Source organism: Alistipes sp. Marseille-P2263 (genome assembly GCF_018101075.1).
GTDB classification, from domain to species: Bacteria; Bacteroidota; Bacteroidia; order Bacteroidales; family Rikenellaceae; genus Alistipes; species Alistipes dispar.
The window spans coordinates 319,339-341,340 of sequence record NZ_JAGQEJ010000001.1 but is presented as its reverse complement, the minus strand read 5'-3'; the positions used below and the strand labels follow the sequence as shown (position 1 = coordinate 341,340).

Sequence of the window (22,002 nt, the reverse complement as noted above, 5' to 3'; positions counted from 1 at the left end):
TACGCCACCTAATGAAAGCAAAGAAAATAATCGTCCTGCTGTGTAGTATGGGTATGACAATGGCGGTGCAGGCACGGCAGGACAAAAACGTTCCAACGGAAGGGCTTGACGGGATGTTCCTGTTAGTGGGAAGTTATGCCGCTTCCAACGAGGAAGCAATCAAGGTGTATCGCATCGACGAACAGTTCGGCAATGCCGAGTATGTCAGCGGACTGGCAGGAATCCCGAACTCTGCTTTCCTCACTTTCTCAGCCGATAGCAAACTGGTTTATGCCGTGAGTGAGGAAGACGGCAAGAAACCTGCAGCCAATGCCATCCGGTTTGATAGACAGCAAGGAGAACTAACCTTACTCAACACACAGTCTACGGAGGGAGGTCTGCCCATTTATGCCACACTCAGCCCGGACGGGAATTTTGTCCTGACCGCAAACTATATGGGCGGAAGCATTACGGTGTTCGCTTTAGATAAAGACGGCAGGATTCTTCCCGACAGTCATCTGATACCTTTCAGCGGAAAAGGCTCCAATGAGAAACGGCAGAAGATGCCGCATCTGCATTGCGTGAAGTTTACCCCGGACGGGCAATACCTTCTTGCCACCGACTTGGGGACAGACCATATCTATTTGGTCCCCGTCAGCAAACAGGTAAAGAAAGGTGAGCCAAAATCTCTGTTGGACGAGGCGGGAAGGATTGACATACAAATGGAAGCAGGTAGTGGTCCCCGGCATATCTGTTTCCACCCGAACGGCAGGTTCGTCTATCTCATCAGCGAGCTGTCCGGCAAAATCACCGTATTCTCTTATCAAGGAGGAAAGTTGGAACGCTTGCAGACCATCGTCTGCGACCCGTTCGTCATTGATGGAAGCGCGGACATTCACGTTTCTTCCGACGGGAAGTTCCTCTATGCTTCCAAGCGTCTGAAGGAAGACGGTATCGTCATCTACTCCATTGAGCCAGAGAAAGGAACATTGAAGCAAATAGGTTATCAACCGACAGACCTCTATCCCCGCAATTTCGCCCTCAGTCCCAATAATCGTTACCTGTTGGTGGTTTGCAGGGATGGCGGTCGCATACAAATATTCGAGAGGAATCAAGACACCGGTTTGCTGAAAGATACTGGAAAAAACATCAAGATAGACAGGCCGGCCTTTGTAATGTTCCTGTGACCCCAAAATAGTTATGAGATAGTCTGTAATATAAATTAGAAACAAAGAATATGAACAATGAAAACGAAATGAGCCGCCGTGGTTTCTTGAAACGGACGGTATTGGCAAGTGCGGCAATCTGCATCGCACCGACATTGGAAAAAGTAACGGCAGCGGAAAAAGCCATTGCGGGTAAATCCATAGCATCCGGTGCAACTATTCCGGCAAGTATGGCGGCCGTACGCACGCAAAGGACATTGGGGAGCGGCAATGCGGCGTTTACCGTTTCGGCGATAGGCTTCGGCTGCATGGGACTGAACCACAACCGCAGCCAATATCCGAGCAAGGAAAAGGAAATAGCGTTGGTGCGCGAAGCCGTCGAACGCGGCGTGACGCTTTTCGATACGGCAGAAAGCTACGGTTACCACATCAATGAAAAGTTGGTCGGCGAAGCCCTGAAAGGCTATACCGACCGTGTATTCGTCTCATCGAAGTTCGGGCATAAATTCGTGAACGGCGTGCAGGTGAAGACGGAAGAGGACAGCACTCCGGCAAACATCCGCCGCGTGTGCGAAAACTCCCTGCGCAATCTCGGCGTGGAGACGCTCGGTATGTTCTATCAGCACCGTGTCGATCCGAATACGCCTATCGAGGTTGTGGCGGAGACGTGTGGCGAGCTTATCAAGGAAGGTAAGATCCTGCACTGGGGCATGTGCGAGGTGAATACTGAAACCATCCGCCGTGCGCACAAGATCTGCCCGGTTACGGCCATTCAAAGCGAATACCACTTCATGCACCGCACGGTCGAAGAAAACGGCGTACTGACGCTTTGCGAGGAGCTGGGCATCGGTTTCGTACCTTACAGTCCGCTGAACAGAGGTTTCCTCGGTGGTATGATTAACGAATACACGCAATTCGACACCACCAACGACAACCGCCAGACCCTGCCCCGTTTCCAGCCCGACGCCATCCGTGCCAATACTCGCATCGTGGAGGTACTGAACGCTTTCGGACGGACGAGAGGAATTACCCCGGCGCAGGTGGCGTTGGGCTGGCTGATGAACAAGCGACCGTTTATCGTTCCCATTCCCGGCACAACAAAACTCTCGCATTTGGAAGAAAACCTGCGGGCTTGCGATATTGTGTTCTCGGCAGAAGAAATGACGGAATTGGAAAAGGCGGTAGTTGCAATTCCGGTCGTGGGCAACCGCTACGACGCTTTGCAGGAATCGAAGATACAAAAATAGAGACCGGTATGAACAGACAGATTCTTTGCTGTATGATTATGGCGGCTTTGCTGACGGGATGCGAAATGCGAAACGACCGTATCCTGCGTATCGAAGAGCAAGGCAGCTTCGCCGTAGGCGGCACGGTGCTGACCGATTCGCTGGGGCGCACTTATCACGGCGACCACGCCTATGTGTTCTATCAAAAACCTGTCGATGCGCGGAAATATCCGCTCGTATTCGCCCACGGCGTGGGACAGTTCTCCAAAACGTGGGAGACCACTCCCGACGGACGCGAAGGATTTCAGAACATCTTCTTGCGCCGGGGATTCTCCACCTATCTCGTGGATCAACCGCGTCGGGGCAATGCCGGACGCGGCACAGAGTCCGTTACCATCACCCCCGCTTTCGATGAAGAAATATGGTTCAACCGTTTCCGGGTGGGGATTTGGCCCGACTATTTCGAGGGCGTGCAGTTCAGCCGCGACAGGGAGGCGCTGAACCAATATTTCCGACAAATGACCCCCAATGTCGGTTCGGTCGATTTCGAGGTCTATTCCGACGCCTATGCCGCATTGTTCGACAAAATAGGACCGGCGATATTCGTTACCCATTCGCAGGGCGGTCCTGTCGGCTGGCAGACACTGCTGAAGACGGACAATATCCGGGCAATCGTTTCCTACGAGCCGGGCGGCGGCATTCCGTTTCCCGAAGGGCAGGTTCCCGAAGAGGGAAAGATATTGACCCTGTCGAAAAAAACGGAGGGTATCGAAGTCCCGATGTCCGATTTTATGAAATACACGAAAATTCCGATTATCGTCTATTACGGCGATAACCTTCCCGAAACGGATGAACGTCCCGAAATTTACGAGTGGACGCGCCGCCTGCATTTGATGCGCCGGTGGGCGGAGATGCTTAACGATCTGGGTGGTGATGTGACGGTGATTCACCTGCCCGAAATCGGGTTGCACGGCAACACCCACTTTCCGATGTCGGACCTGAACAATATCGAAATAGCAGACCATCTCTCGGAATGGTTGCATGAAAAGAAATTAGACTAATCTCAAAAAATATGAATACAATGAAATTTTTATTGGCGACACTATTATTCAGTATAGTATCATGCAGTAGCGGAACATCGGCAGAAGAAATACCGACACCTGACTACCCAACAACGGAAGCAGGCAAAACGCTTATTGTCTATTTCTCATGGAGCGGACATACCCGCACGGTGGCAAACATCATCCATGAACTGACGGGCAGCGACATCGTGGAGATAGAAGTGGAAGAACCCTATTCCAGCGTGTATAACGAGGTAACGGCACGTGCTCGGCAGGAACTGGACAAAGATATTCGTCCGGCATTGGTTACACGGGTGGAGAATATGGATGAATACGATACTCTGATTGTCGGGACACCGATCTGGAGCAGCCGGCTTGCCCCGCCCGTAAAGAGTTTTCTGGCCATGTATGACCTCGCGGGAAAAAAGATAGTGCCGTTCTGCACGCACGGAGGGAGCGGTATGGCACAGAGCGTCGACAATATCCGTTCCGTCTGTCCGGATTCCGAAATCCTGCAATCGTTGGCGGTATCGGGCAGCCGGGCGGCAAATTCACGCGGTGAAGTGGAACGTTGGCTGCGAACCGTCGACCTAATTCAATAATCTTTAATCATTTTCATTATGACACCATTATTTATTGGCGGTATCGGTATGCAGGAAGTGCTGCTGATCGCGTTGGTCGTACTGCTGTTCTTCGGCGGCAAGAAGATTCCCGAACTGATGAAAGGTATCGGCAAGGGGGTACGCTCGTTCAAGGACGGAATGAACAACATAGAGAAAGAAATCGAGGAAGAGCCAACGAAAAAGGAATAACCGATGGCGGCAGAAACGGACAGACAATCCTTTTGGGACCATCTCGACGTGCTGCGGGCAGCCATCGTGAAGAGCCTGCTCGTGGCCGTCGTGTTCGGTGTGGCGGCGTTCTGTTTCAAGAAGGGACTCTTCGCCGTTATCCTCGCGCCCAAGGACGCCGACTTCATCACCTACCGGCTGCTGTACTGGCTCGGCGGTCTGGCAACGCAGGTCGAGTCGCCGGATTTTTATGTGAAACTTATCAACACGGGACTGGCCGAACAGTTCATTATCCACATGAAAGCGGCGTTATGCTGCGGTGTGCTGTGCGCGTCGCCTTACATCCTCTACCAGTTGTTCCGGTTCGTATCGCCCGCCTTGTACGTCAATGAGCGGAAGTATGTCGTGCGGGTGGTCGGAGGCGGCTATGCGATGTTCTTGCTGGGTGTGACGGTCAGCTACTTTCTGATCTTTCCGCTGACATTCCGGTTCTTGGGGACCTATCAGGTCAGCGGCGAGGTGGAGAACATGATCGCCCTGCAATCCTATATTTCTACGCTGATGACCATGTCGCTGGCGATGGGGCTGGTTTTCGAGATTCCGATCCTCTCGTGGCTGTTCGCCAAGTTGGGATTCCTCTCGGCCGATTTCATGCGCCGTTACCGGAAGCACGCCATCGTGGTTATTCTCGTGGTGGCAGCCATCATTACGCCGACATCGGATGTATTCACGCTGTCGCTCGTGGCGTTGCCGATGTGGTTGTTGTATGAGGTGAGCATTGGAATAGTCAAGCATTCGATAAATGTTCAGTGATAATCATTATTTAGCGAACAGCACAATTGTAGGATCGATCCGTCCACTACCGATACCCCTCTTCTTGCGTGTAAAGTTTATAGGGAGAAATGAAGCGATTTAATGATACGAGATTATGGGAAGTGTTAAAATCGTCCGATGACATGCCTTGTACATCCAAAGAATTGGACGAGTATCTCGATGAGTTTATCGTTGAATTACATAATTACTGTCGTACTGAAAAGAACATCGCGGAACGAACTCGCTCATTGGATTATGCCCGAAGCGAGCTGTTGGTTGCAGAACTCGGTATCGCAGAGTCAGATCCTACAAAGCTTATTTTGAAGACTATTCGTAGTGCGGTTTATTTTATCGAATGCGAGATGCGCATTATCACTATGGAATTGGAGCATCCGGAGCGCTTCATCTCATTTTCAGACGGCAGCGGACCATTGGCTCGTTGGAACGGAACGATTGCCGAACTGCTTGAATACACCATCCCGCTTCAAATTGCAGGACGGTTGTCGGCGAATTCCGGTGAGCCGTTGAGTTATACGGATGCCGTGAAGCTCGTCGAACAAATCTTCGGCATCACGATTTCCTCACCTTACGACCGCAAGACCAAGTTGCTTTCTCGCAAGAAAAACGACACACCCTTTCTCGACAAAATGCGCGTCGTGTTTCGGGAAGAGGCCGAAAAATTGCATCGCTGAATCAGCGTGTTACAGACAAAATCAGCAGACGTCGAATAAGACGTCTGCTTTTTTATTTTCGTTGTCGTCGTATCCTTGCACCAAGAAAAATACTGAAATCATGGATACCTGCATCAACGACCTCGGCATGGTGAACAACACCGTGAAGCTGCTGACCAAAAAAGAGATGGCCGCCGAACTCGGCATTTCGTACCGGACGGTCGAGCGGTGGTACAACAGCGGCTACATCAAACGCATCCGTATCGGCGGCCGTATCTTCTTTCCCTATACCGAAGTGTATCGTATCCGGGATCGGTTTGTCGCCGAGGTGAGTGCCGAAGAACCGTCTATCCCGCAACCGCTGAATCGGACGCTTCAGGATGTCATGTTCGAACAGGCTCAAGGCTTCCATTTTCGTCGATGAATTATCAGACTGAGATAAGGATGTTCAACGAGTGGTTGGAAACACACGAACTTACCGCATCGGGCATCGCCATCTGGTATGCGTTCATGTTCATGGCTTATCGCTCAGGCTGGCCGACGGAGGTGGCCATACCCGTTTCGGCTCTCTGCCTGCGAAGCAAACTGTCCCGGTCGGCCGTTTACAAGGAACGGAATATGCTGCGTGATTACGGCCTTATCGACTTCGATACGACTTCCGGACGTCGGAGTACCCGCTATCGAATTCGCAGCCTCGAAGCACGTCTTGTCGCTACGGAAATGTCCGCCACACGGACACAAACGGAGACTGGAGCCATCATTCCGGCAGAGGATACCTCTGAAATGTCTACGGTTGTATCCACGTCACGGACACAAAGCGGAAAACCGCCCGATGCGGAAGAGGAAATGTCCACGATAAAGACACAAACGTGGACACAAATTCTCACCGAGAGCGACGCTCCTTCGGAAATGTCCGCACTTGTGTCCACCACGCGGACACAAACGGGCGATGAACGCATAAAAACCGCCGAAACGTCCACCACATGGACACAACCGTGTACACAAACCGAAGATTCGACTTATATATCTATTAAAAATAAATACAGAGATAAAAGGGGGTATGGGGGAAAGAAGAGAACCTCTGTAAAACATCGGGATGCTTTCGACCTTACGTTCATCGCCGAACCTCGCTGGCTGGAGCTGGTCAAGATATGGCTCGACTATAAGCGGAGCCGGGGCGAAAACTATAAGAGCGAACTTTCGGTCAAAAAATTTTATACGATGCTCCGTAACCTCTCGCGCGGCGATCCCGACCTCGCGGCCCGAATCATCGACAAGAGCATCGCCAACAACTGGGCGGGCATTTTCGAACTTCCAGAATCCGCCGCTGCGACTTTCGGAAGAGAAATGACAAACCCTCTATCTCGGAGTGGCCGCAGCCATCCGGCTTCCGGGCAGCGGATCGGACAGATCAAACAACCGGTGGATGAGGAGCGACGCCGACGCCTGCTCGAAAACTTCGGCCGCGCGGAAGTAATGAATGATGAATCGAAAAACAGATAAACGCTATGGAGAAGAATATTGCTATCCTTATCGACCGGATGGTCACCGACCGTAAACTGATCGTCCGTAATCCCACACGCCTCTCGTGGGGCGACCGCGAGATGTGCGATGCACTCTTTCGGACGCTCTTTCGCCGGCTGGATGCGACGATTGCCACTTATCACCACCTGCCGGAATACGACGAGGTGATCGACTGGATGTACGATACGCGCGGTGTGGGGCTGTTGCTCATCGGCGACTGCGGACGCGGTAAAAGCATTATCACGACGGGACTCATTCCGGTACTGCTCGGTATGAAAGAGATCTCCGCCTACGCCGTACACGCCGACGAGTTGAACAAACCGTATCCGTTTGCAGCCTCGACAATGGGCATGGATCCGAAGACCACCTGTCTCGATTACCTCACCCGATGCCCGTGTCCGATTATCGACGAACTGGGCGTCGAACCGATGATCAACGACTATGGCGAGCGGTACGAGGGTTTCAACCGGATCATCAACGCGGCCGAACGCTATGGCCGCTCGCTCTTCCTCTCGACGAACCTTACCAAAGGTGACTTGCTGAACCGCTACGGGGAACGGACGTTCGATCGGCTGCGACACCTGTGCCGTGTGGTAGAGTTTCGCGGCGACTCTTTACGCTAACCGATTAAATGCTACAATATGAAATTGCAACGAATTATCCACCACCTCAAGGACGGCCGGAAGAAGTATTCGACCTATCACGGGGAGATCGAGAAATGGGAGGAGAGCGACATCGAGGCGATGCGTCGCTGTCGGGAATGCTACGGCGACTCGGCCTACCTTGCCGACTTCTCCCGCTACGGCGTCGTGGCTGCCGAACTGCGTCAGAGGTATCCCAACGCGAAAATCATTGCGGTCGTAGACTTCGAGACCGAAGACCACGACCTGCCTTTACGAACCGATGTAATATTCTGAGTCGCTGCGGCGACACCGGATAGTACGACACCGTCGGATTGCTCCGATGGTAAACTGTGAAACTTAACCGAAAACTAACGCTGAAATGTATTGACAATTATGCCAACACTCAAGAAAACCGTCCAGCGCCCGTGGCAACCGGAGCGTGGGGTGCAGGAGGGACGCCTATATCCGAACACGAAGTTTTATCAATCGACCGCATGGCGGAAGCTCCGTAACCTGAAGCTGGAGCAGTGCCCGCTCTGCGAGGAGTGCCAGCGGCGTGGCATTACGACGCTCGCACAGGTCGTCGATCACATCGTTCCGATCAATCGAGGCGGCGCGAAGCTCGATATGGCCAACCTCCAGAGCCTCTGCCACCCGTGCCATAACCGCAAATCGGGCATCGAATCGCACACGAGATAACCAATACCTGATTGCCTATGATATAAACCGATGAAAATGGGCGCACGCGGCTGTGGTTTGCAAGCGAAAAAATGGAGCCGCCTGCGCCCATTTAAATTGAAAAAACTGTTCTTTGACATATTGGTTTGCATAAATTTTGCGTTATCTTTGTAACAAGAGAAATGGAGGAAGCTATGAACCAGATTATCATAACCCCAAAATCCGAACAGGAGCATTCGTTTGTAATGGAGATGCTCAAACGGATGAAGATCAAGGCCACGTCCATAGAGGAGAAGCCTTTGCGCCGTATGACGATTGAAGAGTATCGTGCGATGGCAGAGAGAGCTATTGCTGATGCGGAGGCAGGCCGTACGATATCGCAGTCCGAAATGGAAAAACGCGTTGCATCGTGGCGGTAATCGTCGAATGGTCGGAGCAGGCGGCTTCGAGTCTGGAAGAGATCTTTGGCTACCACAAAGAGGTAGCAGGGTTAAGGGTTGCGCGAAAGATCGCAACGAAAATCACGCAACGCACACGAATTCTTTCGGACAATCCCCTTGCCGGACAGCGGGAAGAACTACTGAAAGACTTATCGGTCGAATTCAGGTATTTTGTCGAGGGAAACTATAAAATCCTCTATTATACACTACCGGAAAAGGTCGTCATTTCTCTTGTTTTCGATTGTCGTCAGAATCCTGAAAAGATGCGGGATATAAAATAACTACATAGTGGTTCTCTCCACAGGCAGAACGTGCAAACCGATATGGCTTGCACGTTTTTTATGCTTTGTGATTTACATGAGAACGACCTTAAAATTAACACAAATCATCGACGACTGGCTCGCCGAGACGGACATTCTTCCTGCAACGAAAGCCGACTACCGCCGTAAAATCGGACTGTGGTTCCGCTGGCTATCGGCCGAAGGTTACGATCCCCGCTATGCAGAGCGTCGCCACATCATCGACTACAAACGTTTTCTCCAGCAGAGCGGCAAGAGCGTACTGACGGTTTGCAGTTATGTGACGGTCGTCAAGCTCTTCTACGCCTATTGTGCCGGACAGCGCTACTGCGACAATATCGGTACGGGCATCAAGAGCAGCATCAAGCACAAGGAATACTACAAATCTGCACTGACACGCGAAGAAGCCGCACGGCTTATGGATTCCATCGACACCACGACCGTAGTGGGCAAACGGGATAAGCTGATCGTGGCGCTGATGCTGACCAACGGACTCCGTGCCTGCGAGGTGGCCCGCATAGACATCCGGGACTTCGACACCTACAATGGACGCACCGTCATTCATATCCAGCGTAAGGGTAAAGTGGACAAACGCGATACGGTCGCCGTGCCGGAGATGATTACGGAACTCTTCGAAGATTACATAGCTTGCCGCGACTTCGACGAGGATGAACCGCTGGTCATCAGCCACGCGCACGGAAATCGCCGGCAACGGCTGGCGAAAGTGACCATCAGCGCCATCGTCAAACGACGGCTTCGGGAGATCGGCATCGACCGTCCGGACATCACGGCACACTCTCTACGCCATACCTGCGGCAGCCTGATGGTGGACAGCGGTGTGGATGTCGAGACGATCAAGGATATGCTCGGCCACAGCGATACACAAACCACTCGCATCTACATCGAGATGGCCCAGCAACGACGGCTGCTCGAACGCAGTCCCTCGAATCTGATTGCCGGATTGATTGCAAAACCGACGAAAACACGCTGAAAGAAGAGTTAGGTTTAATTAACACACAATTAATTAAGCCACACGATTTAAAGCAACGGACAAGGACATAAAGAGTTCCACCCGCGAGTAGATGTGCGGACAGATGCAACGATTTGGGGCATAAAAGGCTGCAAAAATTATGACCTGCACTCCGATAGGTAGGGGGATGAATTTCCTTCCGAGGTCACGAAACCCAATCGCAGCCCCCCTTTTCTGTACGCGCGTGCAAAATTGGAGGGATCGAATAATCGCGCTACGGTGTTATCGTAACTAAGGTACTGTAATTAAGACTTTCCGAGCAAGTTCTTTGAAATATCGAATAGAATCAATACTTGATCTTGAAATAATCGAGTATCGCTTTATAGTTGTCTTGTGCTGTCAGGCAGGTGTCTGTTAGATACTCTTTCACTTCGGGCCAGCGTTGCAGGCCCCGGTAATAAAACATTTTCAGGTCGTCGGTGATAATGAAAGGCACGATGCCGTTTGCGAGGCACTCCTTGAAGAGGAGTAGCCGGCCGACACGACCGTTGCCGTCCTGAAACGGGTGGATGGACTCGAAGCGTTGATGCAGGTCGAGCAGATCGGCGAACGACTTTTTCGATTTGGCGTTGTATTCGGCAAGCAGGGCTTTCATTTCGCGTCGCACATTTTCCGGTGCGGTGGTTTCGGTACCGCCTACCTCATTTGGTAGGCGTTTGTATTCTCCAACGGCGAACCACTCCTTGCGGCTGTCCGATGTCCCTGATTTGAGTATTGCGTGCAACTCTTTAATAAGCGATTCGGTAATCCTCTCTTCGGCACGATCGATAATGAGGTCGATGCAACGGAAATGATTCGTCGTCTCGATGATGTCGTCTATACGCACGCTCTCGCCCTCGATACCGACGGTATTCGTCTCGAAAATGTAACGCGTCTGGTCATGCGACAGGCGGCTGCCCTCGATGTGGTTAGAGTTGTAGGTCAGGTCGATCTGCGTGCGATGATAGATGCCGCCTTTGAGCTTCATTTCCTTTTGTTCGCGCAACGCAGTGAGTAAGGGCGATTCTTTTGAGCGACGACGCTTGCGCATGGGCAATGCGGCATCTGCGGGAATGTTCCATGTCTTGCCTGTAAGGAAAGCACCCTCGATTTTCCCTTCGGCACAATAGTTCCGTGCCGTGCGCTCTGAAATGCCGTATTTCTCGGCGAATGCGATTACTGATATATACTCCATACACTATTATCGGCAAGTTCAACCCCTGAATTTGAGAGCAAAGATAGTGTAATTTGCCGATAACGGCAAATTACATACAGATATTCTATTCGATAACATAAAATGTGAATACAAAAACTGTAAAGATGAAATGACTAAAGGTCGTAAGAAAATACCTGATGAATTGAAATCCTTGCGCGGGACGGACCAACCATGCCGCATGGCCGGCAATGCCGCTCCTGCGGGAATGGCTGTCGTGTCGCTTCCTCGCTCCGGACTGAAAGGCACGGCAAAAAAGGTGTTCGAAGTCGTGGCGACGGAGTTGATCCATAACCGTCTGTTGGATTTGGTCGGCGTGGATCTCGTCGCGGCCTACGCCCGCGAAATGGGCTTGTACCACGATATGATGCGAGCTGTCGAAAAAGAAGGTTATACGATAGAGGCAGCGACTAAGTCCGGCACTACGACCGTCGTCAATCCCAAACGCAAAGTCGCCGAATCGGCTCTTGCCAATGCCAAGTCGTTGGCTTCCGAGTTCGGCCTGACACCATCGAGCCGTCACCGTGTCGCTGCGCTCCTGTCGGACGATGTTCCGAAAGATGATTTTGCCGAGTTTGAAGAGGTTAAATAAATTATTGCTTATCTGTCGTTATGAAACTGCATACCGCCGAACAATACGCCCATGACGTCCGCGACGGCAAACTCACGGTCTGCGAATATGTGTACCTCGCCATCGGGCGGTATTTCTCCGATCTGGAGAATGCCCTCGACCGTGGCTGGTATTTTGATCGTAAGGCTGCCGCGCGAGCAATTCGCTTCATCGAAAGCCTCAAGCATACCAAAGGCGAATGGGCCGGCCGCAAGTTCCTGCTCGAACCGTGGCAGCAGTTCATCGTCTGGAACATTTTCGGCTGGATGCTTTCCGACGGTACGCGCCGCTTCCGCTATGCCTATATCGAAATCGCTCGCAAAAACGGCAAGACGGCATTGTCTGCCGGCATCGGACTCTATATGCTCTTTGCCGACGGCGAAAGCCGCCCGGAGGTCTACTCGGCTGCGACGGTTAAGGATCAGGCGAAAATCTGCTTTTCGGACGCCGCCGAAATCGTCAAGGCCACCGACCTGAAAAAGTATCTCTCGGTCTTCCGCAATTCGATTACCTACGAGGCGAAGGGCGGGATGCTCAAGCCGCTCTCCTCGGACTATGGTACGCACGACGGTCTGAACCCTTCGTGCGGCATCATTGATGAGTTTCATGCCCATAAGGACAGCGGGATGTTCGACGTCATCAAGTCGGCCTTCGGAGCGCGTCGGCAACCGCTGATGTTCATTATCACGACGGCGGGGTTCAATAAGACCGGAGCTTGCTTCGCTTACCGCGACAACGTAATCAAGGTGCTGCGGGGTGTGAACTGGGACGACTCGCTCTTTGGTATCATCTACACGCTCGACAACAAAGAGGAGTGGGACAACCCGAAGATGTGGATCAAGGCCAATCCCAACCTCGGCGTATCGCTTTCGGTGGATTATCTCGCCTCGCAGGTCATGGATGCCAAGAACCGTCCGGAAGCCGTTCGTAACGTGATGACCAAAAATGTCAATCTGTGGGTGGATGCCGAGCTGACTTGGATTCTCGACGAAGCGTGGATGAAGTGTGTCGGTACGACTGCTCCTGCCGACTTGAAAGGTTGTGACTGCTGGGGCGGTCTCGACCTGTCGAACGTTGGCGACATCACGGCATTCGTGTTACTTTTCCATGAGAACGACAAGTTCCAGCTTCTGCCGCACTTTTGGATCCCGGAGGAAAAGATGCTGGAGAAGATCAAGAAGGAGAACATTAACTACGACCGTTGGGTGGCCGAAAGGTATGTGACCGTCACGCCGGGCAATGTGGTGGACTATGATTTTGTCAAGGCCGACATCCTGCGTATCACTGCCGACTATAATCTTAAATCGACAGCCTACGATCGCTGGAACGCGTCGCAGACGATTATCGACCTTCAGAACGAGGGGATGGGGTTTTCTCCTTTCGGACAGGGCTTCGGTTCGATGTCTGCTCCGACAAAGCAGTTCGAGGCGCTGGTGCTGACGGGCGAGGTGGAACATTTCGGCAATCCCGTGCTGCGGTGGATGCTCGCCTCGACCGTCGTGCAGACCGATCCGGCGGGCAACATCAAACCCGACAAACGGAAATCCGTGCAGAAGATCGACGGTATCGTCGCCTCGATCATGGCGCTGGGCGAATGGATGACCGCGCAGGCCAAAGACGAAACCAACCCCTACAACGAGGAGCTGTTCTACCGGCTGGATAACGGAGAGATGCTTGCGGGCTCGGATATGATCCACCTCAAGGGGCTTTCGACCGACGGCATCGTGGGCAAGAGTCCGATTGCCGTTCACCGTGACAACCTCGCACTCTCGGTCTCGGCACAGCAGTACGGCGAGATGTTCTTCAATCAGGGAGGAAATATGTCGGGTGTTTTCAAATACCCCTCGACACTCAAGCCGGAGGCATACGAGCGATTGAAACGAGACCTTCTCGCGCAGTCGGTCGGTCTGCATAAGGCCCACCTGCCGCTCTTGCTCGAGGGCGGCATGACCTACGAGCGGGTATCCATTCCGCCTGAAGATGCGCAGTTCATCGCCACGCGCAAATTTCAGAAGACCGAGATCGCCACGATCTATGGCGTGCCGCCGCATATGATCGCCGACTTGGAGCGTTCGACGAACAACAACATCGAGCATCAGGCGATGGAGTTTGTACGCTACTGCCTCATGCCGTACCTCGTGCGACTGGAAGAGGAGTTCAACCGCAAGCTGCTCCGCGAGGACGAGTTCGGCGAGTATTACTACCTCTTCTCCCTGAACGGGCTGCTGCGAGGCGATGCCAAGACGCGGAGTGAATTTTACAAGAATATGAACATCGTGGGTGCATTGTGCGCGAACGAAATCCGCAACCTCGAAGATATGAACTCTTACGAAGGCGGCGATGAATACTTCGTGCAGATGAATATGCAGCCCGTAAAACAGGCAATCGATGGAGGAAAGAAAAAGCAATAACGGAACGGTAGAGCTGCGGTGCCTGCTCTCCGACATCCGCATCGAACAGCGCGAAGGCGATACGAGCGGACGGACGGTCACGGGGTATGCGGCCAAATTCGACACATGGTCGGAGCCGATCTGCGGCTGGTTCGTCGAGCAGATTCGCCGCGGCGCATTCGACGAGTGCGATACGAGCGACGCGATCATGTGCTTCAACCACAACGTGGACGATATCCTTGCCCGAACATCGAGCGGCACGCTGACCCTTGCGGTCGATGAGGTCGGCCTGCGCTTCACGTTTGAGGCACCTGCCACGACCCGCGGCAACGACATGGTAGAACTGCTCCGGCGCGGGGATGTGAACAAATGTTCGTTCCGCTTCATCGTGAGGCAGGACGAATGGCTGTACGCCGACGAGCAGAACGGTTTGGAATACGACCGAAGAACGATTATCAAGGTGTCGAAACTCTACGATGTGGCGCTGGTGGTCTATCCGGCCTACAGGGATACCGAAGCCTCTGTCCGCCACCTCGAAGAGCGCAAGGCCGACTACCTGCGCTCGCTACGGGATAAAACTCCAGAAGAGGAAACATCTGCGGAGCCGACTGCTCCACAACCTGACAACAACGATACGACGGCACGATGCCTGTCGCGGGATCGACTTATGAGAGTCCTGAGGCTCAAACGCTGACGCCTCACGGAACACACCTCAAGATCCCACCCGCCTCCGGAGCCTGCAATATGGTAAGGAGGCGGTTTTTATATTGCAGATATATTGTTCTTGGCATAAAAATCGTTATATTTGCAGAAAGAGAATTTAATATTCGACAATTATGACGCATATAATGATTGAGGATACGTCCCCTGAAGGAAAGTGGCTTTTGGAATTAATCAGAAACCACAAATGCGTTACTGTAGTGAACGGAGCGAAGCCGAGTTTCAAAGAGGCTGCTAAGGCTTGTAATGCTGTTCCCGTAAGTGTTTTTACGACTGAACTGAGAAATCAGATTAACGAGCGTTTTGAGCAGGATGCGTGAGGTGTTGATTTCGGAGGTCGTATTGGGTAAAGTTTCAGAACTGCGAGATTATCTTCTTGATGAGTTGAAACTTTCCCGTGAAGCAGCAGAGAAACGTACGGAAAGGATCGACCGCTTTTTGATGCATTTGGGTAATCTGGCTGATTACCCTCTGTGCCGATTCAAAAAATGGCGGGTGATGGGATATCATTGTGCCGTTTTTGAGAAAGATTGGGTATTTGCTTACGAAATCTTCGAGGATGGTATCATTGTGCGAGATATGTCCAATACGGCTGTTTTGCACGAGTAAATGTTTCCTTGCAATGAGCGAAAATGCTTTTGAGGCTTGTGATGGCATTTCTGTCGACGCTTTTTTCGATGAACTGAACTGGCGAATCAGTCAATGGCCCAATAGATGTTCGGAAGATAATGATTCAGAGGAGGAGAAAAACGAAAGTATGAATTCGCGTTAAAATCGTTCGAAGCATTTAGCAGAATCATTCTCTCAACAAAATAATAGATTACATTACAAAGAGCAACTGGACCTCAGTTGCTCTTTATTATTAGTCGTACCAACAATTTTGTTGGTACGACTTTTTTCATATTCCACCCATAGCATAGATAGTAATTGCTGCCCTTAATCGGGACAAAGTCTCATAATCGGTCGTCGCTCGGAGTATAAGTTTGCCACAGATATAAATCTGAACATTATGGGCAAACTGAAAGAATTACGCGAGGCGCGAGCGACGGTTTTCGCTGCCATCGACGAGCTTCGCAAGGCGACGGACGGCCGCGAGATGACTGCCGAGGAGCAGCAGCGGTGGGATGCGCTGCTTGCCGATTACGACAAGGCCGACCGCAAGGTCGAGCAGGAGGAGCGCTTCGAGGAGCTGGAACGCCGTCAGGCCGAAGAGCAGTACGAACGCCGTCACGCGGCTGAGAGTAGCGACGATCCTGCGGAGTACCGCGGCGCTTTCGTCGAGTATCTTCTTAAAGGCGAAAACGGCGTCTCGGCCGAGAATCGCCACCGCTTCGAGCAGCGTGCCGGCATCACAGGATTGGCGGGCGGCGTACTTGTTCCCTCGACGCTGGCCAACTCCATCGAAAAGGCGCTCAAGACCTACGGCGGCATGTTGGAGGCCGGTTCGGTCTTCTCCACCTCTACGGGCGGCGACCTGATTATGCCGACGGTGAACGATACCACGAGCAAGGCGACCGTTGTTGCCGAGTATCAGAAGTCGACGCAGAAGGCTCCGTCGTTCGGCTCGGAGACGCTCAAGGCTTATACCTACCGCACGCCCATCGTTCCCGTGTCGCTCGAACTGTTGCAGGACAACAGCTTCGATCTGGAGTCGCTGCTTGCCGACCTCTTGGCCGAATCGTTCGGGCGCGGCATGAACGAAGACCTCACTGTCGGCGACGGTAAGGGCAAGCCGAAAGGGATCATCGAGTGGGCTACGGCCAGCGACGCCGCGCCCTCGGCTTCGGCCGTCAAGCTGGACGATCTGGTCGACCTCATCCGCTCGGTCGACTCGGCCTATGCCCGTAACGGCCGCTTCATGTTCAACCGCAATACGCTCTACTCGCTGGTCAAGATCAAGGATACTACGAATCGGTATATCTGGCAGGAGGGAGCACGGGACGGCACGCCGCCGACGCTTTTCGCCAAGCCCTATACGCTCAACGACGATATGCCGGACATCGGCGCGGGTAAAGCCTCAGTGCTCTTCGGGGACTTCTCGAAGTTCAAGATCCGCATGGTGAAGGACTTTCGGGTTATCCGCCTGAACGAACTGCTGGCCGAATACCTCTCCATCGGCATCTTCGGCTTCGCACGGCTGGACGGCCTGCTGCTGAACGCCGGTACGCACCCGATCAAGAAACTCGTGCACGCCGCTTCCTAATGCCATGCGCTATACCAAGATCAGAGCGAGAAATCTCCCGGTGTCGGCGGAACTGGCCCGCGCCCATCTGCGCATCGGCGATGATATGCACGACCATGCGCTTATCGACGCCAAGCTGGAGATGGTCGTCGGCATCGCCGAGGACATGACCGGACGCCGCATCCGCGACCGCTATGTCGAGTTCGATGTGCTTTTGGGCGCAGCGGAGGATGCCCTCCGGCTTCCTGTCCATACCGCCGCCATCGCGGAGGTCTCCTCGCCTGACGGTATCCTCACGCCGGACGAAGACTACCTCCTGCTGGCGGACGACTACAATGCTCACCTGTTGCTGATCGATGCTGGGCGCTTCTCCGGAAGGAAGCTCCATGTAAAAGCGACCGAGGGGTACAATGCGGAGACGATTCCGCCGGCGATCAAGGCGGCCATCCTGCTTTTGCTGGGAACGCTCTACGACAACGAGTCGGACAATATCGTCGGGCGCTCCGTTTCGGAGCTCTCCCTTACGGCGGAGAAGCTGCTCGCTCCGTGGCGCGTACCTCCTTATCGTGACGACCGTGTTTGATACCCGCATCGAGATCATGGCACCCACCGAGGAGCGGGACGCCTATAATGAACGTCGCGAGGAGCTGACGTGCGTAGCCGTCTGTTATGCGCAGCGCACCGAAGCCGGCGGCAGGGAAAACCTCTTCGCCGGACGTATTCTCCACGAGAACGAAATCGCCTATACGATCCGCTGGCGGCCGGGTATCCGCCCTTCGTACCAGGTGCGCGAGGGCGACATGGCGTACCGGATCGTTTCGGTGCATGAAGAGGGCCGGCGCAAATATCTCCACATAAAGGTCAAAAAGAGCGATGCTGACAATTAAAGTAAACGGCTACCGGCAGGCGAAGGAGATTCTCGACGGTCTGCCCAACGGGATGCAGAAAAGCATCCTGCTGGCGGCACTCCGCCAGTCGGCACGGCCGATGCTCACCTCGGCGCGGGGCAAGGTTCCGGTCAGGAGCGGCAAGCTCAAACGCCAACTGCGTATCGTCCGCTTCCAGGATCGCAGCGCTCCGAAGAGCGAGGTGGCAGTGGCCGTGAAGCCCGTATTCGACAGATCGAAGAAGATCGGCGCGGTGAATCAATACTACGGCAAGTTCATCCACGAGGGCACGAAGGATCCGCGCCTTTCGCGTAAGGGCAAGCTGCTCGTCTTCGAGAATAAACAAGGCGAGAAGGTTTTTGTCCGCAGCGTCAAGGGTATCCGCTCCACGCCCTTTCTCGAAAAGGCCTATGGCGAGACCAACGAGCGCACGGTGGCGATCTTCGGCAACGAGCTGGCTGCTGCCGTCGGACGCTACATTCAGAAACACTTTAAACCCGTCAAGGGATGATCGAGGATTTCAAGACTGCATTTATCGCCGCACTCGAAGCGGCCGCTCCGGAGCTTCGGGGCAAGGTGCAGGCCGGGGCCGTGGATGCCGAGACGCCTGTTCCCTATGCCGCTTTCACGACACCTGAAGAGGCACCCCTGCGCACGAAACACGGTATCGCCGGGGTGCAGACGCTCTTCGAGGTGGCGCTCATCCACGACCGCATGGCTTCGGTCGAGGCGCTCAAGCATAAAGCAATCCGGGCACTCGACGGGATGAGCTTCGCCGGAGGCCGCTGCATCTGGAAGTCTTCCGAATATAGCTACTACGCTGACTTCGATTTGCATGGATATACGATAACATTTAGAATAGCTTAATATGGCAGAGAAAAAAGTGATTCAGGGCGAGGACATCATCGTTCTGGTCGACAGCAAAACGACGCTCCACGCCACCACACACAACCTGAAGGTGGACTTGGAACTCAAGGAACTTCGCACGAAGGATACCAATGGCAAGGAGCAGTCGCCCGGCGACATCTCGTGGTCGGTGGACGGGGACGGCCTCGTCGTGGTGGACGACTCCATCGAGAACAGCCACACCTCGGAAGACGTGCTGGGCATCATCCTCTCGAAAAAACTCGTCGACGTAGTGATCAAATCGCCGCTGTCGGGTCTTACGAAGACCTACCACGGTAAGGCGTACATCACCTCGTTCTCGCTCGGCGCTCCGGCCGGCGATAATGCCACCTACAACTATTCACTCACCGGGAGCGGCAACCTGTCGCCCCAAGATGCAACCTCTCAGCAATGAAAGAGATCACGATCAACGGAAAGGCCACGCCGATCCACTTCGGTATGAGGGCCGTGGCGGAGTTCACCAAACGTCAGGAGTCGGATTTCGCAGAGAACATCACCACGACGGCCGCCGTCGGGAGCATCGACAGCATCGTCGCGCTCACGGAGGTCGGACTCAACGAGGGCGCACGACGCTCCGGCAGCGAGCGCCGCTACGCGGAGGACGACGTGTGGGACCTCTTCGACGACGAACCGCATCTGGTGCTGGAGGTCTCGCAACTCTTCGTCGAGAGCATCTCGCCGCTGACTGAAAAGTTGGGAGGTATGGTAAAAAACGGTCGTGCGGCGGCGAAAAGGAGGTAGGCGACCGCCGCATTACCTACGAGCTGTGGTTCTCCATCGCCGTCGGTCAGATGTCCATGCGTCCGGAGGACTTCGAAGCCCTCACGCCTGCGGAGTTCATCTACGCATGGCTCGGATGGTCGGAACGGGAGCAGAACCTCCAGCGTCAGGCATGGGAACGCGAACGCTGGGCTGTGTGGGTGCTTACCTCCATCCAACTCGACCGCAAGGAGCGGCGAGCGATGACCGAGATGTTCCCGTTACCGTGGGAAGCGGAGAGCGCACAGACATCGACGCCGCTGACCATGCAGGAACGCCGAGATCGTATCCGACAAATCCTTAATGACCCGAAAGACGATGAGAAACCGTAAAACTATCCTCCTGCTCGCCCTGATGCTGCTTGCCGCAGCGTGCAGCCCCTTGCGCAAGATGCAACGTCGTAGCATCACGGACAGCACCTCGCTCGACCGGAGTGAAATCCGCAAGGCCATTACCGACGTGCTGCACGAGTGGGGCACGCTCTCACAGACCGTCGTAGAGTTCTATCCTCCGACGATTACGCCGCCGGCCGAACTTCCCGAACCGCAGTCGGCAATTCCGGACAGCATCTTCGCGGATACGCCTCGACAGCGAGAAGCGCCGCCTGCAACCGCTCCGGCCGTGCGTCGTATCGTCCGTACGGAGATTGCGGCCGATGCCGAACGCCTTACCACCACGGACAGCACGGTACGAAACGACATCCATGTCCGACGACAAGGCGAACAGAAAGAGAAAGCGGTTGAGAAGCCGCCTCCGTCCGTTATGGCGGTCAAATGGATCGCCGTGGGGCTCATCGCCCTATTCCTGCTGCTCCTTATCCTGAAAATCAAAATTCTGCGTTTCTAATCATGGCAAAAGCAAGACTCAAAACCCCGATCAGCTACTACGGCGGCAAGCAGACGATGCTCAAATACATCCTGCCGCTCATTCCCGACCACCGGGTCTATACGGAAGCCTACTGCGGCGGATGCGCCGTACTCTTCGGCAAGCAACCCGTATCGTGCGAGGTCATCAACGACATGAACAAGGAGCTGATCAACTTCTACCGCGTAGCGCAGAGCGACTATCCGGCTCTCAAGCGGGAGATCGACGCCAGCCTGCACTCGCGCGACCAGCATACTCACGCCAAGCATATCATGACGCACCCGCAGTTTTTCACCCCGGTACAGCGGGCATGGGCGATCTGGATCGGCTCGAAGTTAGGCTTCGCCTCGATGCTCGACGGGACGTTCGGCTATGACCGCAGCGGCACGACGACGCTTAAGCTCTTCAACGGCAAGGATCAGTTTACGGAAGCGGTCTGTCAACGCCTTGCGCACGTCACCGTGGAGAGCGAGGACGGCAAGAATGTTATCCGTCGGTACGACTGTCCGGAGGCGTTCCACTTCGTCGATCCGCCCTATGTGGGCTCCGACTGCGGTCACTACTCGGATACCTTCAACGAGCAGGACTTGGAAGAGCTGCTGGCTATTCTCTCGGAGGTGGCGGGCAAGTTCATGCTGACGATGTTCCCGCACGATCGGATCCGTGAATACGTTTCGCGCTTCGGCTGGACGATACATCCCATCGAGCGGCAAATCACGGCCTCCAAGGAGTCCCGCCGCCGGCAGGAGGAGTGGATGGTAACCAACTACTAAAGGTCGAGTGGCGCATCCGCGACGCCTGCCTCCGCAACCATCTTCAGCAGCTCTTCGCAGAGAGCTTTGGGTGTGACGTTCTGCCGGATAACAGTAAGAAACGAATGGCGGATTTCACGCATGACGACTTCGTCGGGGAGCGCTTCGAAACGAAGGTCGTTCCAATGCCTCTTATTGAAATGCCACGCAGGAGTGATGGCCGGAAATTCATCCCGCAGAAGAATGGCCCGGTCGGGGTCGCACTTGACGGGTAGGTATTGCGGACGTTCGAACCCATAGGCCGCGAACATCCTGCCGCCGACTTTGTAGACGAGCCACTCCTCGCCGAAAGGCTGGCACTCCTCGACCGCAGGCAAAGAAACGAGATATTCTCGAACATCCATGATATCCATACCTGCAAAGGTATGAAAAAGATAAC

Annotated in this window: 31 protein-coding genes; 29 read left to right on the top strand and 2 right to left on the bottom strand. The window is 53.9% G+C overall.

Features of this window, described 5'->3' with window-relative positions; translation table 11 throughout:
* Positions 1-11 precede the first annotated feature (11 nt).
* The 15 genes from KB554_RS01530 (at position 12) to KB554_RS01460 (ending at position 10,262) form a co-directional block, all read left to right on the top strand.
* Positions 12-1,166, top strand: coding sequence for a lactonase family protein (locus KB554_RS01530; RefSeq protein WP_211034766.1), 1,155 nt, complete (start codon positions 12-14; stop codon positions 1,164-1,166).
* A gap of 50 nt (positions 1,167-1,216) precedes the next feature.
* Positions 1,217-2,392 carry an aldo/keto reductase gene (locus tag KB554_RS01525; protein ID WP_211034765.1) on the top strand — a complete coding sequence of 392 codons (1,176 nt, stop codon included), beginning with the start codon at positions 1,217-1,219 and terminating at the stop codon, positions 2,390-2,392.
* Positions 2,393-2,424: 32 nt separating this feature from the next.
* Positions 2,425-3,432: an alpha/beta fold hydrolase gene (locus KB554_RS01520; protein ID WP_211034952.1), complete on the top strand. Its 1,008-nt coding sequence runs from the start codon at positions 2,425-2,427 to the stop codon at positions 3,430-3,432.
* 11 nt (positions 3,433-3,443) lie between these two features.
* Positions 3,444-4,034 carry a flavodoxin gene (locus tag KB554_RS01515; RefSeq protein WP_242116218.1) on the top strand — a complete coding sequence of 197 codons (591 nt, stop codon included), beginning with the start codon at positions 3,444-3,446 and terminating at the stop codon, positions 4,032-4,034.
* 15 nt (positions 4,035-4,049) lie between these two features.
* Complete coding sequence (tatA, locus tag KB554_RS01510; protein ID WP_008628719.1) at positions 4,050-4,244, top strand: twin-arginine translocase TatA/TatE family subunit; 195 nt, start codon at positions 4,050-4,052, stop codon at positions 4,242-4,244.
* Between the two features lie 3 nt (positions 4,245-4,247).
* Positions 4,248-5,036: a twin-arginine translocase subunit TatC gene (gene tatC, locus KB554_RS01505; protein WP_211034764.1), complete on the top strand. Its 789-nt coding sequence runs from the start codon at positions 4,248-4,250 to the stop codon at positions 5,034-5,036.
* 143 nt (positions 5,037-5,179) lie between these two features.
* Positions 5,180-5,728: a hypothetical protein gene (locus KB554_RS01500; protein ID WP_211034763.1), complete on the top strand. Its 549-nt coding sequence runs from the start codon at positions 5,180-5,182 to the stop codon at positions 5,726-5,728.
* Between the two features lie 100 nt (positions 5,729-5,828).
* Positions 5,829-6,131, top strand: a complete 303-nt coding sequence (locus tag KB554_RS01495; RefSeq protein WP_211034762.1) for a helix-turn-helix domain-containing protein — start codon at positions 5,829-5,831, stop codon at positions 6,129-6,131.
* 20 nt (positions 6,132-6,151) lie between these two features.
* On the top strand, positions 6,152-7,210 hold the full coding sequence (locus tag KB554_RS01490) for a hypothetical protein (RefSeq protein ID WP_211034761.1): 1,059 nt from the start codon (positions 6,152-6,154) through the stop codon (positions 7,208-7,210).
* 5 nt (positions 7,211-7,215) lie between these two features.
* Positions 7,216-7,854 carry an ATP-binding protein gene (locus KB554_RS01485; RefSeq protein ID WP_211034760.1) on the top strand — a complete coding sequence of 213 codons (639 nt, stop codon included), beginning with the start codon at positions 7,216-7,218 and terminating at the stop codon, positions 7,852-7,854.
* Between the two features lie 18 nt (positions 7,855-7,872).
* Complete coding sequence (locus KB554_RS01480) at positions 7,873-8,148, top strand: hypothetical protein (RefSeq protein ID WP_211034759.1); 276 nt, start codon at positions 7,873-7,875, stop codon at positions 8,146-8,148.
* Between the two features lie 99 nt (positions 8,149-8,247).
* On the top strand, positions 8,248-8,553 hold the full coding sequence (locus tag KB554_RS01475; protein WP_211034758.1) for an HNH endonuclease signature motif containing protein: 306 nt from the start codon (positions 8,248-8,250) through the stop codon (positions 8,551-8,553).
* Positions 8,554-8,726: 173 nt separating this feature from the next.
* Entirely contained in the window at positions 8,727-8,951 is a 225-nt protein-coding gene (locus KB554_RS01470; protein WP_211034757.1) for a hypothetical protein, read from the top strand.
* Entirely contained in the window at positions 8,942-9,253 is a 312-nt protein-coding gene (locus KB554_RS01465) for a type II toxin-antitoxin system RelE/ParE family toxin (RefSeq protein ID WP_211034756.1), read from the top strand. Before KB554_RS01470 ends, KB554_RS01465 begins: the two co-directional genes overlap by 10 nt.
* Positions 9,254-9,329: 76 nt before the next feature.
* A complete protein-coding gene (locus tag KB554_RS01460) occupies positions 9,330-10,262 on the top strand; it encodes a tyrosine-type recombinase/integrase (RefSeq protein WP_211034755.1) in 933 nt (310 codons plus the stop codon).
* A 325-nt stretch (positions 10,263-10,587) separates the two neighbouring features.
* On the opposite strand, the gene KB554_RS01455 is transcribed toward KB554_RS01460, so the two are convergent.
* A complete protein-coding gene (locus tag KB554_RS01455; protein WP_211034754.1) occupies positions 10,588-11,475 on the bottom strand; it encodes a Fic family protein in 888 nt (295 codons plus the stop codon).
* 130 nt (positions 11,476-11,605) lie between these two features.
* Here KB554_RS01455 and KB554_RS01450 point away from each other — a divergent pair, with 130 nt between their 5' ends.
* The 14 genes from KB554_RS01450 to KB554_RS01385 all read left to right on the top strand — a co-directional run bounded on the left by KB554_RS01450 (position 11,606) and on the right by KB554_RS01385 (position 21,584).
* Positions 11,606-12,085 carry a phage terminase small subunit P27 family gene (locus tag KB554_RS01450; protein WP_211034753.1) on the top strand — a complete coding sequence of 160 codons (480 nt, stop codon included), beginning with the start codon at positions 11,606-11,608 and terminating at the stop codon, positions 12,083-12,085.
* A gap of 20 nt (positions 12,086-12,105) precedes the next feature.
* The gene (locus tag KB554_RS01445; RefSeq protein WP_211034752.1) at positions 12,106-14,514 is read left to right on the top strand and encodes a phage portal protein; all 2,409 of its coding nucleotides are present in this window, start codon (positions 12,106-12,108) and stop codon (positions 14,512-14,514) included.
* Positions 14,492-15,187 carry an HK97 family phage prohead protease gene (locus tag KB554_RS01440; protein ID WP_211034751.1) on the top strand — a complete coding sequence of 232 codons (696 nt, stop codon included), beginning with the start codon at positions 14,492-14,494 and terminating at the stop codon, positions 15,185-15,187. Before KB554_RS01445 ends, KB554_RS01440 begins: the two co-directional genes overlap by 23 nt.
* A gap of 338 nt (positions 15,188-15,525) precedes the next feature.
* A complete protein-coding gene (locus tag KB554_RS01435; protein ID WP_211034950.1) occupies positions 15,526-15,822 on the top strand; it encodes a hypothetical protein in 297 nt (98 codons plus the stop codon).
* 400 nt (positions 15,823-16,222) lie between these two features.
* Positions 16,223-17,416, top strand: coding sequence for a phage major capsid protein (locus tag KB554_RS01430; protein ID WP_211034750.1), 1,194 nt, complete (start codon positions 16,223-16,225; stop codon positions 17,414-17,416).
* 4 nt (positions 17,417-17,420) lie between these two features.
* Positions 17,421-17,978, top strand: coding sequence for a head-tail connector protein (locus KB554_RS01425; RefSeq protein ID WP_211034749.1), 558 nt, complete (start codon positions 17,421-17,423; stop codon positions 17,976-17,978).
* Positions 17,962-18,282, top strand: coding sequence for a head-tail adaptor protein (locus KB554_RS01420; RefSeq protein ID WP_211034748.1), 321 nt, complete (start codon positions 17,962-17,964; stop codon positions 18,280-18,282). Before KB554_RS01425 ends, KB554_RS01420 begins: the two co-directional genes overlap by 17 nt.
* Positions 18,269-18,793, top strand: a complete 525-nt coding sequence (locus tag KB554_RS01415; protein WP_211034747.1) for a hypothetical protein — start codon at positions 18,269-18,271, stop codon at positions 18,791-18,793. The genes KB554_RS01420 and KB554_RS01415 overlap by 14 nt, the downstream gene beginning before the upstream one ends.
* Positions 18,790-19,149, top strand: coding sequence for a hypothetical protein (locus tag KB554_RS01410; RefSeq protein ID WP_211034746.1), 360 nt, complete (start codon positions 18,790-18,792; stop codon positions 19,147-19,149). Before KB554_RS01415 ends, KB554_RS01410 begins: the two co-directional genes overlap by 4 nt.
* Before the next feature lies 1 nt (position 19,150).
* On the top strand, positions 19,151-19,582 hold the full coding sequence (locus KB554_RS01405; RefSeq protein ID WP_211034745.1) for a phage tail tube protein: 432 nt from the start codon (positions 19,151-19,153) through the stop codon (positions 19,580-19,582).
* Complete coding sequence (locus tag KB554_RS01400) at positions 19,579-19,929, top strand: hypothetical protein (RefSeq protein ID WP_211034744.1); 351 nt, start codon at positions 19,579-19,581, stop codon at positions 19,927-19,929. Before KB554_RS01405 ends, KB554_RS01400 begins: the two co-directional genes overlap by 4 nt.
* Positions 19,930-19,979: 50 nt before the next feature.
* Positions 19,980-20,279, top strand: coding sequence for a hypothetical protein (locus KB554_RS01395; protein WP_211034743.1), 300 nt, complete (start codon positions 19,980-19,982; stop codon positions 20,277-20,279).
* A complete protein-coding gene (locus KB554_RS01390; protein ID WP_211034742.1) occupies positions 20,266-20,793 on the top strand; it encodes a hypothetical protein in 528 nt (175 codons plus the stop codon). The genes KB554_RS01395 and KB554_RS01390 overlap by 14 nt, the downstream gene beginning before the upstream one ends.
* 2 nt (positions 20,794-20,795) lie before the next feature.
* Positions 20,796-21,584: a DNA adenine methylase gene (locus KB554_RS01385; RefSeq protein ID WP_211034741.1), complete on the top strand. Its 789-nt coding sequence runs from the start codon at positions 20,796-20,798 to the stop codon at positions 21,582-21,584.
* Here KB554_RS01385 and KB554_RS01380 read toward each other — a convergent pair.
* Entirely contained in the window at positions 21,581-21,976 is a 396-nt protein-coding gene (locus KB554_RS01380) for an MmcQ/YjbR family DNA-binding protein (RefSeq protein WP_211034740.1), read from the bottom strand. The genes KB554_RS01385 and KB554_RS01380 overlap by 4 nt on opposite strands.
* Between the last annotated feature and the right edge of the window lie 26 nt (positions 21,977-22,002).

Coding starts and splice junctions, on each gene's coding strand:
- KB554_RS01530 (WP_211034766.1), top strand. CDS start 12: ATGAAAGCAAAGAAAATAATCGTCCTGCTGTGTAGTATGGGTATGACA.
- KB554_RS01525 (WP_211034765.1), top strand. CDS start 1,217: ATGAACAATGAAAACGAAATGAGCCGCCGTGGTTTCTTGAAACGGACG.
- KB554_RS01520 (WP_211034952.1), top strand. CDS start 2,425: ATGATTATGGCGGCTTTGCTGACGGGATGCGAAATGCGAAACGACCGT.
- KB554_RS01515 (WP_242116218.1), top strand. CDS start 3,444: ATGAATACAATGAAATTTTTATTGGCGACACTATTATTCAGTATAGTA.
- tatC (WP_211034764.1), top strand. CDS start 4,248: ATGGCGGCAGAAACGGACAGACAATCCTTTTGGGACCATCTCGACGTG.
- KB554_RS01500 (WP_211034763.1), top strand. CDS start 5,180: ATGCCTTGTACATCCAAAGAATTGGACGAGTATCTCGATGAGTTTATC.
- KB554_RS01495 (WP_211034762.1), top strand. CDS start 5,829: ATGGATACCTGCATCAACGACCTCGGCATGGTGAACAACACCGTGAAG.
- KB554_RS01490 (WP_211034761.1), top strand. CDS start 6,152: ATGTTCAACGAGTGGTTGGAAACACACGAACTTACCGCATCGGGCATC.
- KB554_RS01485 (WP_211034760.1), top strand. CDS start 7,216: ATGGAGAAGAATATTGCTATCCTTATCGACCGGATGGTCACCGACCGT.
- KB554_RS01480 (WP_211034759.1), top strand. CDS start 7,873: ATGAAATTGCAACGAATTATCCACCACCTCAAGGACGGCCGGAAGAAG.
- KB554_RS01475 (WP_211034758.1), top strand. CDS start 8,248: ATGCCAACACTCAAGAAAACCGTCCAGCGCCCGTGGCAACCGGAGCGT.
- KB554_RS01470 (WP_211034757.1), top strand. CDS start 8,727: ATGAACCAGATTATCATAACCCCAAAATCCGAACAGGAGCATTCGTTT.
- KB554_RS01460 (WP_211034755.1), top strand. CDS start 9,330: ATGAGAACGACCTTAAAATTAACACAAATCATCGACGACTGGCTCGCC.
- KB554_RS01455 (WP_211034754.1), bottom strand. CDS start 11,475: ATGGAGTATATATCAGTAATCGCATTCGCCGAGAAATACGGCATTTCA.
- KB554_RS01450 (WP_211034753.1), top strand. CDS start 11,606: ATGACTAAAGGTCGTAAGAAAATACCTGATGAATTGAAATCCTTGCGC.
- KB554_RS01445 (WP_211034752.1), top strand. CDS start 12,106: ATGAAACTGCATACCGCCGAACAATACGCCCATGACGTCCGCGACGGC.
- KB554_RS01440 (WP_211034751.1), top strand. CDS start 14,492: ATGGAGGAAAGAAAAAGCAATAACGGAACGGTAGAGCTGCGGTGCCTG.
- KB554_RS01435 (WP_211034950.1), top strand. CDS start 15,526: ATGCGTGAGGTGTTGATTTCGGAGGTCGTATTGGGTAAAGTTTCAGAA.
- KB554_RS01430 (WP_211034750.1), top strand. CDS start 16,223: ATGGGCAAACTGAAAGAATTACGCGAGGCGCGAGCGACGGTTTTCGCT.
- KB554_RS01425 (WP_211034749.1), top strand. CDS start 17,421: ATGCGCTATACCAAGATCAGAGCGAGAAATCTCCCGGTGTCGGCGGAA.
- KB554_RS01415 (WP_211034747.1), top strand. CDS start 18,269: ATGCTGACAATTAAAGTAAACGGCTACCGGCAGGCGAAGGAGATTCTC.
- KB554_RS01410 (WP_211034746.1), top strand. CDS start 18,790: ATGATCGAGGATTTCAAGACTGCATTTATCGCCGCACTCGAAGCGGCC.
- KB554_RS01405 (WP_211034745.1), top strand. CDS start 19,151: ATGGCAGAGAAAAAAGTGATTCAGGGCGAGGACATCATCGTTCTGGTC.
- KB554_RS01400 (WP_211034744.1), top strand. CDS start 19,579: ATGAAAGAGATCACGATCAACGGAAAGGCCACGCCGATCCACTTCGGT.
- KB554_RS01395 (WP_211034743.1), top strand. CDS start 19,980: ATGTCCATGCGTCCGGAGGACTTCGAAGCCCTCACGCCTGCGGAGTTC.
- KB554_RS01390 (WP_211034742.1), top strand. CDS start 20,266: ATGAGAAACCGTAAAACTATCCTCCTGCTCGCCCTGATGCTGCTTGCC.
- KB554_RS01385 (WP_211034741.1), top strand. CDS start 20,796: ATGGCAAAAGCAAGACTCAAAACCCCGATCAGCTACTACGGCGGCAAG.
- KB554_RS01380 (WP_211034740.1), bottom strand. CDS start 21,976: ATGGATATCATGGATGTTCGAGAATATCTCGTTTCTTTGCCTGCGGTC.